Source organism: Pseudomonas sp. MEJ108 (genome assembly GCF_030208985.1).
In the GTDB taxonomy this organism is placed as follows: domain Bacteria; phylum Pseudomonadota; class Gammaproteobacteria; order Pseudomonadales; family Pseudomonadaceae; genus Aquipseudomonas; species Aquipseudomonas fragariae.
Genome location: NZ_JARVSW010000019.1, coordinates 127360 through 140563 on the forward strand (window position 1 = coordinate 127360; position 13204 = coordinate 140563).

The 13204-nt window shown below is 56.2% G+C and carries 12 protein-coding genes and 1 pseudogene; 5 read left to right on the forward strand and 8 right to left on the reverse strand.

The window, feature by feature from the left end; all coding sequences use genetic code 11:
- Positions 1-11: 11 nt before the first annotated feature.
- Positions 12-410 (reverse strand): annotated as a pseudogene (locus tag QRN50_RS10565) (DNA adenine methylase); the annotation flags it as partial.
- 140 nt (positions 411-550) lie between these two features.
- Positions 551-1810, reverse strand: a complete 1260-nt coding sequence (folC, locus tag QRN50_RS10570) for a bifunctional tetrahydrofolate synthase/dihydrofolate synthase (protein ID WP_096127138.1) — start codon at positions 1808-1810, stop codon at positions 551-553.
- A gap of 390 nt (positions 1811-2200) precedes the next feature.
- Between folC and QRN50_RS10575 the strand changes: the two genes are divergently transcribed.
- Entirely contained in the window at positions 2201-2734 is a 534-nt protein-coding gene (locus QRN50_RS10575; protein WP_096127137.1) for a DUF2165 family protein, read from the forward strand.
- A 596-nt stretch (positions 2735-3330) separates the two neighbouring features.
- Here QRN50_RS10575 and QRN50_RS10580 read toward each other — a convergent pair.
- The gene (locus tag QRN50_RS10580) at positions 3331-4458 is read right to left on the reverse strand and encodes a site-specific integrase (RefSeq protein WP_096127154.1); all 1128 of its coding nucleotides are present in this window, start codon (positions 4456-4458) and stop codon (positions 3331-3333) included.
- Positions 4459-4560: 102 nt separating this feature from the next.
- On the opposite strand from QRN50_RS10580, the gene dusA reads away from it, so the two are divergent.
- Positions 4561-5580: a tRNA dihydrouridine(20/20a) synthase DusA gene (dusA, locus tag QRN50_RS10585; protein ID WP_024642137.1), complete on the forward strand. Its 1020-nt coding sequence runs from the start codon at positions 4561-4563 to the stop codon at positions 5578-5580.
- A gap of 113 nt (positions 5581-5693) precedes the next feature.
- Positions 5694-6125, forward strand: coding sequence for a universal stress protein (locus QRN50_RS10590; protein WP_011267332.1), 432 nt, complete (start codon positions 5694-5696; stop codon positions 6123-6125).
- Here the strand turns inward: QRN50_RS10590 and QRN50_RS10595 are convergent, their stop codons facing one another.
- From QRN50_RS10595 to QRN50_RS10610, 4 genes are read right to left on the reverse strand one after another with little or no spacing between them, the layout of a single operon-like run.
- On the reverse strand, positions 6126-6590 hold the full coding sequence (locus QRN50_RS10595; protein ID WP_003346434.1) for a response regulator: 465 nt from the start codon (positions 6588-6590) through the stop codon (positions 6126-6128).
- Positions 6587-8926 carry an ATP-binding protein gene (locus QRN50_RS10600; RefSeq protein ID WP_096127136.1) on the reverse strand — a complete coding sequence of 780 codons (2340 nt, stop codon included), beginning with the start codon at positions 8924-8926 and terminating at the stop codon, positions 6587-6589. The genes QRN50_RS10595 and QRN50_RS10600 overlap by 4 nt, the downstream gene beginning before the upstream one ends.
- Complete coding sequence (locus QRN50_RS10605) at positions 8923-9591, reverse strand: response regulator (protein ID WP_011267334.1); 669 nt, start codon at positions 9589-9591, stop codon at positions 8923-8925. Before QRN50_RS10605 ends, QRN50_RS10600 begins: the two co-directional genes overlap by 4 nt.
- Complete coding sequence (locus tag QRN50_RS10610) at positions 9588-10772, reverse strand: sensor histidine kinase (RefSeq protein WP_024650977.1); 1185 nt, start codon at positions 10770-10772, stop codon at positions 9588-9590. The genes QRN50_RS10605 and QRN50_RS10610 overlap by 4 nt, the downstream gene beginning before the upstream one ends.
- A 192-nt stretch (positions 10773-10964) precedes the next feature.
- Here QRN50_RS10610 and QRN50_RS10615 point away from each other — a divergent pair, with 192 nt between their 5' ends.
- On the forward strand, positions 10965-11489 hold the full coding sequence (locus tag QRN50_RS10615; protein WP_003406965.1) for an SgcJ/EcaC family oxidoreductase: 525 nt from the start codon (positions 10965-10967) through the stop codon (positions 11487-11489).
- A 78-nt stretch (positions 11490-11567) separates the two neighbouring features.
- On the opposite strand, the gene QRN50_RS10620 is transcribed toward QRN50_RS10615, so the two are convergent.
- Positions 11568-12104 (reverse strand): RNA polymerase factor sigma-70, encoded by a 537-nt coding sequence (locus QRN50_RS10620; protein WP_003319375.1) that lies wholly within the window; start codon positions 12102-12104, stop codon positions 11568-11570.
- A 316-nt stretch (positions 12105-12420) separates the two neighbouring features.
- Here QRN50_RS10620 and QRN50_RS10625 point away from each other — a divergent pair, with 316 nt between their 5' ends.
- The gene (locus QRN50_RS10625) at positions 12421-13179 is read left to right on the forward strand and encodes a thioesterase II family protein (RefSeq protein WP_011267336.1); all 759 of its coding nucleotides are present in this window, start codon (positions 12421-12423) and stop codon (positions 13177-13179) included.
- Positions 13180-13204: the final 25 nt, after the last annotated feature.

The window sequence follows — 13204 nt, forward strand, 5'->3', positions numbered from 1 at the left end:
AATCACAGCACTTAAAACATTCTATTAAGATCTTGCGGCTCCCAGTTCATTACGACCATCTCACTAGAGACAGTACCTTTGCCTTGCTTTTTGTTAGAAATACTGTAGCAAACATTTAGCACCTCGAAGTAAAAACCATTGAAAACTTGCCGAATGTCTGGATGGTCATTAATACTGACCATTACCTTTCCTTTGCACCGCCGCATGAAGTCGGCCATCCGTTCATAATTCTCAAACGGAAAATCCACCCCGTACCCAGCCGTCTGCCAATAAGGCGGGTCCATGTAGTGGAAGGTGTGGGGCCGGTCGTAGCGCTCGGCACAATCCAGCCACGGCAGGTTCTCCACATACGTACCGGACAAACGCTGCCAGGCCGCAGAAAGATTTTTTGATTTTCGGCCGCAGTTTAGTCAAATAATAGAACGCATGTTTAACTGGCTGAATGAGAATCGTCGCATCGTCATGCTTCGACAAGCTCGCAACATATTACGACGATGGTCTCATTGGCCTGCGTTATGCGGTACTTGCGACACTACTTTTTGTATAGAGCCTAGCTTTCCAAATGAAGGGTCAGCTCTTTCAATATAGGTGCAACAGACATAAATGAACCGCAAATAACAATAACATCCTCCTCCTCTGCATCTTCGCGAGCAGCATTCCATCCAGCCGTGATATTTGAGTATACGCCAGCGACATCAAGATATTTTGAAATGTCGTTAGCTGAGGAGCTTCTTGGGCCGGCAGAAGTACCACAGCAAAACCATTTGCTGGCTACCGATTTTAATTCGCGAATAATACCGGCGATGTCTTTGTCAATAAGCACGCCAATCACAATAAGAAATCTTCCTTTGACTTTAAGGCCTTTTAGACGTTGGGCCAAGTACGCAGCTGCATGAGGATTATGCGCTGCATCAAGAATTACAACGGGCTTACCTTGAATAATCTGAAACCTTCCTGGCAGATTATCCGTCGCTAGCATTTTTTTCACAGCATCCGGATCAAAATGTAATCCGGATGCGCGCAGCGCTGACAGTGCTGTAGCCATATTTGAAATAGGCATTAGCGGCAATGGGAGCTCGTTTATTACGCCCTGTTCGTCTTGGTAAGACCATGTGTTTTCAAATGCCTGCCAATCCCAGTCCACACCTAGCTTTAGTGGGATCGAGCCGATCTGGGTAGCCCATTTTTTTAAGGTTTCAGGTGGGTAAAGCTCTCCAATGATGGCAGGTTTGTCGGATCGGAATATACCCGCCTTAATCAATCCGATACTTTCCTTATCTTTTCCAAGCCACATCTCGTGATCGAGCGCCACATTTGTTACAACGGAAATGTCAGCATCGACGATGTTAGTAGCGTCATCCCGTCCTCCCATGCCAACTTCGATTATCGCTACGTCGACTTTTTCGCATTTCATTATATGAAGCGCGGCAAGCGTATTGAATTCAAAAGGCGTTAAAGTTGTCTCCAGTCTGGCTTTATTTATCGTATGGAAGGCACTGGCGAAGCTACTTTCAGGAACGCTATTTCCTTGTATTCTGACCGTTTCCTTGTAGTCATGCAGATGAGGTGAGCTGAATGTGCCAACTGTGTAGCCGGAGTAAATAAGGATTTTTTCAATGGCATGACACGTCGTGCCTTTGCCGTTGGTCCCACCTATCAAAAACGTGAATTTGGCCGGCTTTTTAATATGCATTTTATCGGCTACTGATTCAACTCTACTGAGGCTCATATCAATAACTTGTGAGTGTAGACTGTCTATATAAGAAAGCCAGTCAGCCAAACTAGACGATTCAGTGCAGATTTGGGTCATGATAGGTCCTGTGATGTCAAGATCGCATGAGTACATGGTGCATGTGGCGAAGAGATAACAAAGCTTCGCACCGCTGGCAAATATCGGGATTTTTAAATTATAGTATTTAAAGTGACATCCAATAGTGCGGGCAGGAAGTGCACTGGTGGCATAATGGTACCTAGCCGTTGTCTAGGTTTTTCCTAGCCTTGGGGCGCATTAGGTGCTAGACAACAACGACCTGTCTGGTGAATACTAAATCACACATGAACGCTCGGCGTGACTGGAGCTGGGGGAGGGCGCAGAAAATGAATATCATAAGGTATAGTGCCTACACTCTAGAGGCTAGCATCGCTGCGATCTTGGCTAAAGGTCGCTTGATTGAATTTTATTTATACTCTGGATGATGCAATGACTGCTTTACGATTCTCGCAGGCTACTCTCGTGGTGTTTATATTTTTTTACTTGCTATTGGTTGGCTATAATAACATGGTTGACTATGGGTCGAATTTTGCTTTCGTACAGCATGTCTTGTTGATGGACATCATTTTCCCCAGCAACCCACTTGCCTCTCGATCAATAACGAATTCAACTCTCCATCATGTAGTCTACTGGATTATTATATCTGGAGAGATAGCATCGGGCGTATTGTGTTTTTTGGGTGGGTTGAGACTTTTTCGAAATATTCGCAGCGAAAACTCAATTTTTACAAAGAAGAAAAACTTGGCTATAGCTGGTTTAACTATAGGTATTGTTCTTTGGTTTTTTGGGTTCATGACAATTGCTGGAGAATGGTTTCTAATGTGGCAGTCTCAAAAATGGAATGGGCAGCAGGCTGCGTTTAGGCTTATTGTTTGCATGGGTGTTGTTTTGATTTACCTGATACAAAATGAACCCGGCTCCGTCAATTCATGTGGTTCAGAACCAAAAGAACCACGTTCGTGAGAAATCGACACGCGCCGACTCCTCATCTGGCGTATTCAACCAACAGAGATCCTTTAAGTAGCGAGCTGTGAACTTCGGATTTGATTTAGAACCGACATCAGTTTATGTCATGGATGAAGCCCGTAAAACCTAGCTTCGCATTAAGGTGAGTGCATGAGTGACTGATCTGCTATGTCTATAGGCTAGTCTATCAGACACTGGCTGCATACAACAAAATCTACTATGAGTCACCATCGCCCATCCCAACCAATTTGTTGCTCATTCAGAAGGCTACTCCTGTTCACTGTTATGCGGCGTTCACTCGTTCTCTGGTTCATAAACTATCCTTATCAAACAGTGGCGGCGTCAATGCGCCAGATATCAGGGTAGTCGAGAGACGTGCGCGCTATGCGAAAATGGGAGCAAAACGTACCGAGAGAGATGTTTTTGTTGTGGCATCCACCCTTGATAGCAGGCCCTATACCGCATTCGTCTGAGTTCCATGCTTTTCTCGGTTATGCAAAAAATATGCTAGGCGAAAAAAGACTATTAGATTCGGGGGCTTTCTTAGAGTCTGTGTCGCTCCGGATAAGCACAGTGTGAAGTTAATTGTTGCATCATCGTTGGGTCGTGCGTGCGCCAAGGTCAACCTTCGCGTCCAAAATTCGCTTGAGCCATCCCCAGCCCTGATATGGGTCACCACGCCCTCGCAGGTGTGTGTAACGTCGCAAAGAATTCCAGTCACGGTGCCCCGACACGCTCGATACCCTGGGGATGTCCCTGTCCATCTCGAAAAGTCTGCTTATGCCGTCGTGTCGCATGTCATGAAAGCGCAGATCTTTCAGCTCTAGATACTTACAAGCTCGTGTGAATGCGGCAGAGATCGAATCTGAGTTATAGGGAAAAATCTCTGCGCATCCTTTAGGCATGCTCTGCAGGATCGCCCAAGCTTCGTCAGGAAGGTGGCACCAGACGTCATTCCCGATCTTCTGTCCGGGATTTTTCATGTCTCTCACCAAGACTGCCTGGCGTTTTTCATCCAGATCGTCCCAGCGAATGCGGGTGATTTCTTCCTGCCTACGCGTGGAAAATATTGCGAACCCCAGCACTTTGGGCATATTGGTCGAAGTCGGCTTACGTATTTGCATCTCAAAAAAGTGGGCAAAAAGGGCATCGAGCTCATCGTTAGTGGGTCTCCGAGTTCGCTCCTTGCTTTTGCTGACCATGCCTAACTTACGCAGGACGATCCGCGCATCCGACGTTGCGTGAGGGGCGACGTCATATCCCCATGCTGGCTTTGCTACGGACAGCACCGCTCCGAGATGCGACAGATCATTGCCTACGGTTTGCGCCTGGACTCCGCCGCCTTCCTTGCCCATTCGCCATTGCGCGTACTCAACCAGTTTCTGACTGGTCAATGCTGAATCTGCCACCTCTCCCAGCCAGCTTTCACTGATTGCATTGAGGGTTGCCCGCTTTGTCTTGCCCAGAGGGCGAACCTTCTCGTACTCATCAAGGTATCGATCAATCATCTGTTTGACGCTGACAGTCTTGCGGTTCATGCGCTCAATCGCACCTGGTACGGCCAGCTCGGCCTCACGTCGTTTCATCCACGCGTGAGCCACCCACTTGCGGTCGAAGGTTCGGGTTTCCTGATAAACTGGCTGGCCGTTTCGATTGATCCGTATCTGCGCGTAGTCAGCAGTCATGTCGTCTTCGCGCTTGAAGGGTCTGATCGTTCCTATTTTGAGTGGGTACATTTTTGATTTGGGTTGGTACACATTACCAACGCGTTACAAAATCCAAGCAAAGATGCCCATAAACCGCTGTATAAAAGATCAGTATCGATGAGCATCGAAGAAGTAAAACAACCCGTAAACGCTGGTGAATCGGCCCCAGTACTATCCCGCCGCTTCTCCGTCGCCCCGATGATGGACTGGACCGACCACCACTGCCGCTACTTCATGCGCAAGCTCTCAAAGCATGCCTTGCTCTACACCGAGATGGTCACTACCGGTGCCTTGTTGCATGGCGACCGTGAGCGGTTCCTGCGCCATGATGAAACCGAGCATCCGCTGGCATTGCAGTTGGGTGGCAGTACGGCGGCGGATCTGGCTGCGTGTTCGCGTCTGGCGCAAGAGGCGGGGTATGACGAGGTCAATCTGAACGTCGGTTGCCCGAGTGACCGGGTGCAGAACAACATGATCGGTGCGTGCCTGATGGCGCATCCTGAGTTGGTGGCCGATTGCGTGAAGGCGATGCGCGATGCGGTCGGTATTCCGGTCACGGTCAAGCACCGCATCGGTATCAACGGCCGTGACAGCTACGCCGAGTTGTGTGATTTCGTCGGCAAGGTTCAGGAGGCGGGTTGCCAGAGTTTCACAGTTCATGCGCGTATCGCGATTCTCGAAGGGCTGTCTCCCAAGGAAAATCGCGATATTCCGCCACTGCGTTATGACGTGGTCGCGCAGTTGAAGTCTGACTTTCCCGGCCTGGAGATTGTGCTCAATGGCGGCATCAAGACGCTGGAGCAGTGCAGTGAGCATTTGCAGACGTTCGATGGCGTGATGTTGGGGCGTGAGGCTTATCACAACCCGTATCTGTTAGCGCATGTCGATCAGCAGTTGTTCGGCAGCACGGCGCCGGTCATCAGCCGTTATGAAGCGTTGGAGTCGATGCGGCCGTACATCGCGGCGCACATTGCCAGCGGCGGCAACATGCACCACGTCACCCGGCATATGCTCGGTCTGGGCCTGGGTTTTCCTGGCGCGCGGCGTTTCCGGCAGTTGCTGTCGGTCGACATACACAAGGCCGAAAACCCCATGCTGTTGCTGGATCAGGCCGCGGCGTTTCTTGAAGGGCATTGATCGCGTGTGCGGTGCGTTAATCTGAGCTGAATCAAAGGAACCGCTTATTCCAGTAGCGGCGGTATCGGGCTGCGGTTATGTTGAGCGCACAACCCAACAAGGAAAAAACGCCCATGCACAAAGTCCTGGTTCCTTTCGACGGCTCCAAGCACGCCATGCGTGCCCTGGGCTATGTCATCGAGCTGTCTGGCGAGCTCAACAAGCCGCTTGAAGTGCATGTGCTCAACGTGCAGGCCAGCCCCATCGACTACAGCCTTTATCTGGCGCCCGACATGATTGATGGCGTCAAGGCCGGCCTGACCAATGAAGGCAAGCGGGTGCTGGCTGATGCGGTTGCGTTGTTGACTGCTGCTGGTGTGCCGTTTCTGGCCCACGTCGATCTGGGTAATGTGGCCGAACAGGTCGAGGCCGCAGTTCAGCGACTCGACTGCGACGCCGTGGTCATGGGCACCCGCGGGCTGGGCAACATTGGTGGCCTGCTGCTGGGCTCGGTGGCCACGGGGGTGATCCACGAAGCATCGGTGCCGGTGACGCTGATCAAATAATCACTGCTGCGCCAGCGTGCGCGGCTGGCGCAGCAGTTCGATATTTTCCGCAGGCACCAGCTCGCGCAGCGATTTATACAGTGCGCGGGTTTCCAGCAGGTTCCAGATGCGCAGCATGGTTTCCAGGGCATCCAGCGGCTTGCTGATGAAATCCCGTGCGCCCAGTGCCAGCGCGCGCAGGCGGGTATCGCGCGTCGCGTCGGCGGTCAGCACCATGATCGGCAGGTAGTCATTGGTCGGGATGCGCCGGTTGAGCTGCTCCAGCACTGCAAAGCCATCGAATTCGGGCATGTGCAGATCGAGCACCACAAGGTCGGGCTCGAAGCTGTTGAACAGGTCCAGCGTGCGCAACGGCTCGGTGCTGCTCAGGACATTGGTCAGCCCCTCGCGGGCAAGCAGTTGCTCCATCAGATCAAGGTTGGGCCGCTGGTCGTCGATGATCAGAATGCGAAAGTCGCCGGTCATGTGGGCTCCGGTAAATACTGGTCCAGGAGGGCAAGAAACACCGGCACCTGGATGGGTTTGATCACAATGGCCGTAGCTCCGGCCTGTTTCAGTTCGCGATGGGCTTTATCACTGGTATCGGCAGTGATCATCAGCACGGGCGTCTGAGCGGTAGCCGGCAGTTGGCGCAGACGTTGCAGCACTTCAAGCCCCTTGATGTCCGGCAGGTTGAGGTCGAGAAGAATCAGCTGTGGCGCATGCTGGCGCGCCAGGTCGAGCCCCAGTTGGCCCTGCATGCTCGACAGCAACTGGATACCCGGTCTGCGTTGCAGCAGCGTTTCAATCAAGGCCATGCTCGACAGGTTGTCTTCGATGCACAGCAGCTTGCCGTGATAGGCCGGTCGGGCAGGCGAGCGGGCATCAGGCGTTATCTCGAGGCGAGTGTCAGCTTGACGCGGCAGAGTGGCGGCAGGCGGCTGCACCCGCACAAGCGGCAGCGCCAGTATGAACCGGCAGCCTTCGTCTGGCGTGTTCTGTACGGACAGTGTGCCGTGCATCATCTCCAGCATGCTTTTGCTCAGCGCCAGTCCCAGCCCGGTCCCTTCGACGCTCGGGTTGGCATCCAGGCGTTCGAACGGCTTGAACAGCTGTCCGATACGCTCCGGCGCAATCCCGTAGCCGGTGTCCACTACGCTGATCGTCACCTGCTCGGCGGTCTGCTCGATTTCAATCCGTACCTGACCAGCGGGCCGGTTGTATTTGATGGCGTTGGACAGCAGGTTCAGCAACACCTGAATCAAGCGCTGGCGATCAGCGACCACACCGATATCGTCAGGCAGGCTCGGCAAGGGCTTCAATTCGATATTGGCGTCGGCGGCCATTGGCGAGACCAGCACCAGGGCTTCTTCAAGCACGTTCGACAGGGATACCGGCTCGAGGATCAGGGAAACATGCCCGGCTTCGATTCTGGCGATGTCGAGCACTTCATTGATCAGCTTCAGCAGATGCTGGCCCGCCCGCAGAATATGACCGATTTGCGGGCGCTGGCTGGCGGGGGAGTCCATGTCCAGCAACTGGGCAAAGCCCAGAATCGAGTTCAGCGGCGTGCGCAGTTCATGGCTCATGCGCGACAGGAATTCACTTTTGGCCCGGCTGGCGCGTTCGGCTTCCTCGCGCGCAGTGCCCAGGGCAATTTCGGCAACGCGACGATCACTGATGTCACGGGTGATCTTGGAGAAACCGCGCAGTTCGTCATTGCTGTCGTACTGTGCGGTGATCACCACACTGGCCCAGAAACGGCTGCCATCCTTGCGTTGGCGCCAGCCTTCCTCGGTATACCGGCCGTTGACGGTGGCCTCATGCAGCGCCATGTCGGGGTGTTGCGGACACTCCTGTTGCAGATAGAACACCGAAAAGTGCTGGCCGATGATCTCCTGCTCCGTGTACCCCTTGATACGTTCGGCCCCTGCGTTCCAGGTGGTGATGTAGCCGTTGCGGTCCAGCGCGAAGATGCCGTAGTCCTTGACGCCTTCGATGATCAGCCGCAAACGCTCTTCGTTGTCGCGCAGTGCGCGTTCGCGTTCGGCCAGCAACTGGCCGGCTTCGACCAGCCGGGTGCCGAGCTGGCCGATTTCGTCCTTTTCAGGCGGCTGGGGCAGCAGCGGATGCCCGAGCGCCAGACGCTGGGCGTTGCGTTGCACCTGATGCACCCTGGCGACGATGCCTTTGGACAGCATCAGCACGGCAAGAATGGCCCCGAAGATTCCGCAGGCCGCTGCCAGCAGGGTCGACAGCAGCAGGCGCTCGCGGGTGGCTGCGGCAGCCTCGGTGCGTTCGGCAAGCAGCGCGTCTTCACGTTCGCGCATGATGCCGATGCGTTCGCGCAACTGGTCGAGTACGTACTTGTTTTCGATCAGGATACGGGCGACGGTTTCCCGGTCCTCCCGATTCATCGAGCGCAGTTTTTGCAGGCCTTCGACCTTGGTGCTGATCAGCGGCTCGATGGCTTTCAGGTGTTCGCGCATCTGCTCGTCACGCACATTGGTGTTGAGCCGGGCCAGCGCCGCCTCGATCAGCGGTTGCGCGTTGAGGTAGCCGGGCAGGAAGTCTTCCTGGTGGGTCAGCAGGTAGCCACGCACGCTGGCCGCACCTTCTGCGATCTGGGTGTGAAGGGTCTGGATATCGCCTTGCACAAGCAGCACACGCCGTACGTCTTCCTCTGCCCGAGCGGTCTGGCGCTCGGCGATATAAATCAGCACCAGCGAGAACATCAGAATCGCCAGTGGCAGCGAAATGGCCACCAGTGCCTTGCCGCGTAGCGGAAGGTCTTCCCAGCGACTGCTGGCGTGTGCCGTCATTGCCAGTCGCTCGTCGATTGGCTCACCAGCCCCAGTGCCACACCGCGTACCGCCGCCTGAGTGCGGTCCGAGGCGCCGAGTTTGCCGATGACCTTTTCCACATGGGCCTTGGCCGTGCCGGTGGTGATGCCGAGTTTTTCGCCGATTTCCCGGTTGCTGAAGCCGCCCGCCACCAGCCCGAGTACCTGGCGTTCGCGCGGGGTGAGGGTTTCCGGCAGGGCTGCACCACTGGTGTTGCGTTCGGTCATGCGCCGCAGCAGGCGCGCGCTGACGGCGCTGTTCAGTGCTTCTTCACCACGCGCCACGCGTTGCAGGCCGTCGATCACTTCGTCGCGGCTGGCATCCTTGAGCAGGTAGCCCACCGCACCGGCGCTCATGGCGGCCTCCAGGTGATCGGTGCTGTCGTCCATGGTGAAAATCACCACTTTCAGCCCCGGCATGCGCTGTTGGAGAATTCGTGCAGCGCCCAGCCCGTTGAGCACCGGCATGCGAATGTCGAGGATGGCGATGTCCGGTTGCAGTTCCTGGCACAGATCGATGGCTTGCTGGCCGTCGGCTGCCTGACCGACCACTTCGAACTCCGGATGCCCCGCCAATAGCGAGACGAACCCGGTACGCGTCACTTCATGATCGTCCGCCAAAACCAGTCGCACAGTGTCAGTCATGTCATTGCCTTGTCTGCGGTAAAAGGAACGATGGCGCGCAGTCGGGTGCCGTGCCCGGGCCGACTGACGCAGGTCAGGCGGCCGCCGAGCAGGCTGGCGCGCTCTTGCATGGCCACCAGGCCCAGTTTCTGGACGCCTTTGCCATTAAACGGTTTCTGGGTGATGAAACCACTGCCGTTGTCTTCCAGCAGCAGTGAAATGTGCTCTTCACTCAGTTCCAGGGCCAATTCTACGCGGCCTGCACTGGCGTGTTTGAGCACATTGTTGATGCCTTCCTGGGCAATACGGAACAGGGCGATTTCCAGATGGCTGGGCAGGCGGGTCAGGGAGCGCGAGCGCCAGTGCACCGCGACTCCGGCTTCGCGCAACCGGTCGGCGTCCTTGTCGACTGCCTGCAGCAGGCCGAAATCGTCGAGCACGCTAGGACGCAGGCCACTGATCAACTGTCGACCTTCACCCACGCAGTGCTGCGCCAGCTTGAGAATGGCCTGCAGATCGGCGTCCAGCGGCTCGGGCAGGTCCGGACAGCGACCGGCAAAGCCCTGCAATCGCTGGTGCAGACCGGCCAGTGTCTGAGCCAGACCATCATGCAGGTCGTAGGCCATGCGCTTGCGTTCGTCTTCCTGAGCGGTGAACAACTGGCGGACCAGTTCGGACATGGTCTGCTCTCTGACCACCAGCGCGTCAAGCAGCCGATTGTTTTCCAGGTGTGCCGCCAGCAACGTCGCCAGCAATTGCAGCGACTCGATGTCCTCGTTATCCGGAGCATTGATGCCCACGCTGTTGGCCAGCAGCAGGGTGCCAAAAGAGCCTTCATCGGCGCCACGTAACGGTAACAGCAGCATGCACGGCAGATCGGCAGCGGGCCGCTCCAGCCATTGCGGGCCGATGGCCAGCGGGTCGGCAGCGGTTTCAAGCGTGGCGAGGCGTTCTGCACTGCCATGGCTGGCGGTGGTCTGCACACCGTTGTCGGCGCTCCATTCCAGCAGCAGGCCATGGTCCATCGCCACGAATGCGCACGCGCGTTGCAGCACGCGCTGGCGCATGGCTTGAGGTGGCAGATGGGTCAGCTCCTGACCGGTATCGACCAGCAGACGAAGACGTGCGGCGCGGCTTTGCGACTGGCGATACTGGTTGCGGATGGCCAGTGCGCTTGCCGGGTCATGGGGAGGACTTTGCATGGGGTGCTCCAGCGAGGGTTGATGCCCGCGCGGGCATAACAGAAGTAAGGCTATTAGAACTGTATCAGGAGGTGAAGCCCATCTGCCGATCGGCATACACAGATAACCCCGGTTGGCCGATGGCGAGCCGTGGCGGGGAGGGCAAAGTGGCACTCACTGAATCCCTGAACAGATCCCCGTAGGAGAGTAGCGATGAAAACGAAATTGACCGCCCTGGCCCTGTTGCTGGCTGTAAGTGCACCGATGGTTCACGCTGCTGCCGAGCCGTCCGGCTATACCTACCGCATGGTGGCCGAGACGCCAAGCAATGTGAACGACAAGGAGATCGCCGGTCTGTTTGATCGCTGGAACAAGGCCCTGCAAACCGGAAACTCCACTACCGTCGCATCGTTGTACGCGCCGGACGCTGTCCTGCAGCCTACGGTCTCCAACAAAGTGCGTGCCACTCCGGCAGAGATCAAGGACTACTTCGACAAGTTCCTGGCACTCAAGCCGATTGGCGAGATCAACTACCGGGAGATTCGTCGCCTGGGGCCTGATGCCGCAGCGGACAACGGTGTCTACACCTTCACGTTGACGGCGCCGGACGGCAAGAAGACCAAGGTGCAGGCACGTTATTCGTTCCTCTACCACCGCGTCGGCAACGAGTGGAAGATTCTCAACCACCACTCCTCGGCGATGCCGGAAGTGCAGCCCGAGTATCAGGTCAGCCGCTGATCTGTCGCCTGCCAGGCTGAAAACAAAAATCCGGAGCCAGTGCTCCGGATTTTTTTTGCCTGTCTGAACCGCCCGCAATCAGGCTTCGGCCTGGGCGCCATTGACCTTGCGGCAATGAATCAGCGCATCGCGGATCATGAAGTTGACCAGCGTTGGCGACACACCCAGTTCCTTGGCGATGTCCTTTTGCGGCACACCGTGCAGGCGGTACATCTCGAACGCATAACGGGTGCGGGGCGGCAGCTCGGTCAGGGCGTCGGCAATTTTCTCCAGGCTGGAGAAATTGATATGCGAGATTTCCGGCGATGCACCCTGAATCACCACATTCAGACCCTCGGCCTCCGGGCCGGTGTATTTCTGTTCCAGCGCCTGTTTGCGGTAATGATCGATGGCCAGGTTGCGCACGATCTGAAACAGGTAACTGAGCTGTGCCTTGAAGGTCAACGTGGCCTGCGGTGCCGAGCGCAGTCTGAAAAAGGCATCCTGCACGACGTCTTCGGCGCGCGAGCGGCAACCCACGATGCGGGCCGCGATCTTGACCAGCAGCAAGTAGTTATCGACGAATGCCTGGAGTAAGGGTGAGTCGCACTTACTTGTGATTACGTGTTCCGTCATGGAATTCACCTTGCTGCTTTAACAATGGAGGGGAGGGCCGCATGGAAGGAGCAGCGCCATCACATGGGGCGACAAATTAGCCTTAATGATAATTATTGTCAAATGCGAAAGCCAATCAGCGCACTTTAAAAGGGCGCTTTTGTCGTGCATGTTCTCGCCGCGTGCATCCGCCTAATTATTTGCAGACGCCATCCGTTCTCATTGGTGACAGGCCCGACCACGGTTGCGGCCAGGGAATACCTCAGGAGAACCCCATGCGTTCCGATCACGCGCATCGCCGCTTTTACATCCGCGCCCACAGCCGGACGCTTTCGATATGAGCACGCCGGTGAGCCTGACGCTGTTCTGTCTGCCTTATTCCGGGGCCAGCGCGATGTTCTACAGCCCCTGGCGGCGCAAATTGCCGGAGTGGCTGAACGTGCGCCCGCTGGAGCTTCCCGGCCGTGGCATGCGCATGGACGAGCCCTTGCAGACCGACATCGTGCAGCTGGCCAGTCATCTGGCCGACGAGATCAGTGCCGAACTGGACAAGCCCTATGCGCTGTTTGGCCACAGTCTGGGCGGGCTGCTGGCCTTTGAGCTGGCGCACGTCTTGCGCGAGCGCGGTCTGCCTGCGCCGCTGGCACTGTTCGCATCGGCGACTGCCGGCCCGGTGCGTCGCGATGTCAGCGAATACGCCACTGCGAAGACTGATGCGCAACTGCTCGACCGATTGCGCACGTTAAAAGGCACCAGCGAAAACGTCATCGCCAACCAAGAGCTCATGCAGTTGATGCTACCGATCCTGCGCGCCGATTTCCTGCTCTGCGGCAGCTTTGTGTATGGCAAGCGCGAGCCGCTCAGCGTGCCGATCCATGTATTTGGCGGCAAGCAGGACAGCATCAGCGTCGAGCAACTGCTCGACTGGCAGGAAGAGACCTGCACCGGCTTCTCTCTAGACATGTTCGAGGGCCATCACTTTTATCTGGTCGACGAGCAAACGCAGCTGCTCCGTCTGCTGCGACGCTATTGCGAACAGCACCTGACCCGCTGGCGCAACAGCGCATCACGGCAAATGAACCGGGCCGCCGGTTGACCCTGTTTGCCCCACGCGCGGCCTC

Bases quoted from the DNA above. Each gene is read 5' to 3' on its own strand.
- folC (WP_096127138.1), bottom strand. From the start codon at position 1,810: ATGACCCAAATCTGCACTGAATCGTCTAGTTTGGCTGACTGGCTTTCT.
- QRN50_RS10575 (WP_096127137.1), top strand. From the start codon at position 2,201: ATGACTGCTTTACGATTCTCGCAGGCTACTCTCGTGGTGTTTATATTT.
- dusA (WP_024642137.1), top strand. From the start codon at position 4,561: ATGAGCATCGAAGAAGTAAAACAACCCGTAAACGCTGGTGAATCGGCC.
- QRN50_RS10590 (WP_011267332.1), top strand. From the start codon at position 5,694: ATGCACAAAGTCCTGGTTCCTTTCGACGGCTCCAAGCACGCCATGCGT.
- QRN50_RS10595 (WP_003346434.1), bottom strand. From the start codon at position 6,590: ATGACCGGCGACTTTCGCATTCTGATCATCGACGACCAGCGGCCCAAC.
- QRN50_RS10600 (WP_096127136.1), bottom strand. From the start codon at position 8,926: ATGACGGCACACGCCAGCAGTCGCTGGGAAGACCTTCCGCTACGCGGC.
- QRN50_RS10605 (WP_011267334.1), bottom strand. From the start codon at position 9,591: ATGACTGACACTGTGCGACTGGTTTTGGCGGACGATCATGAAGTGACG.
- QRN50_RS10610 (WP_024650977.1), bottom strand. From the start codon at position 10,772: ATGCAAAGTCCTCCCCATGACCCGGCAAGCGCACTGGCCATCCGCAAC.
- QRN50_RS10615 (WP_003406965.1), top strand. From the start codon at position 10,965: ATGAAAACGAAATTGACCGCCCTGGCCCTGTTGCTGGCTGTAAGTGCA.
- QRN50_RS10620 (WP_003319375.1), bottom strand. From the start codon at position 12,104: ATGACGGAACACGTAATCACAAGTAAGTGCGACTCACCCTTACTCCAG.
- QRN50_RS10625 (WP_011267336.1), top strand. From the start codon at position 12,421: ATGAGCACGCCGGTGAGCCTGACGCTGTTCTGTCTGCCTTATTCCGGG.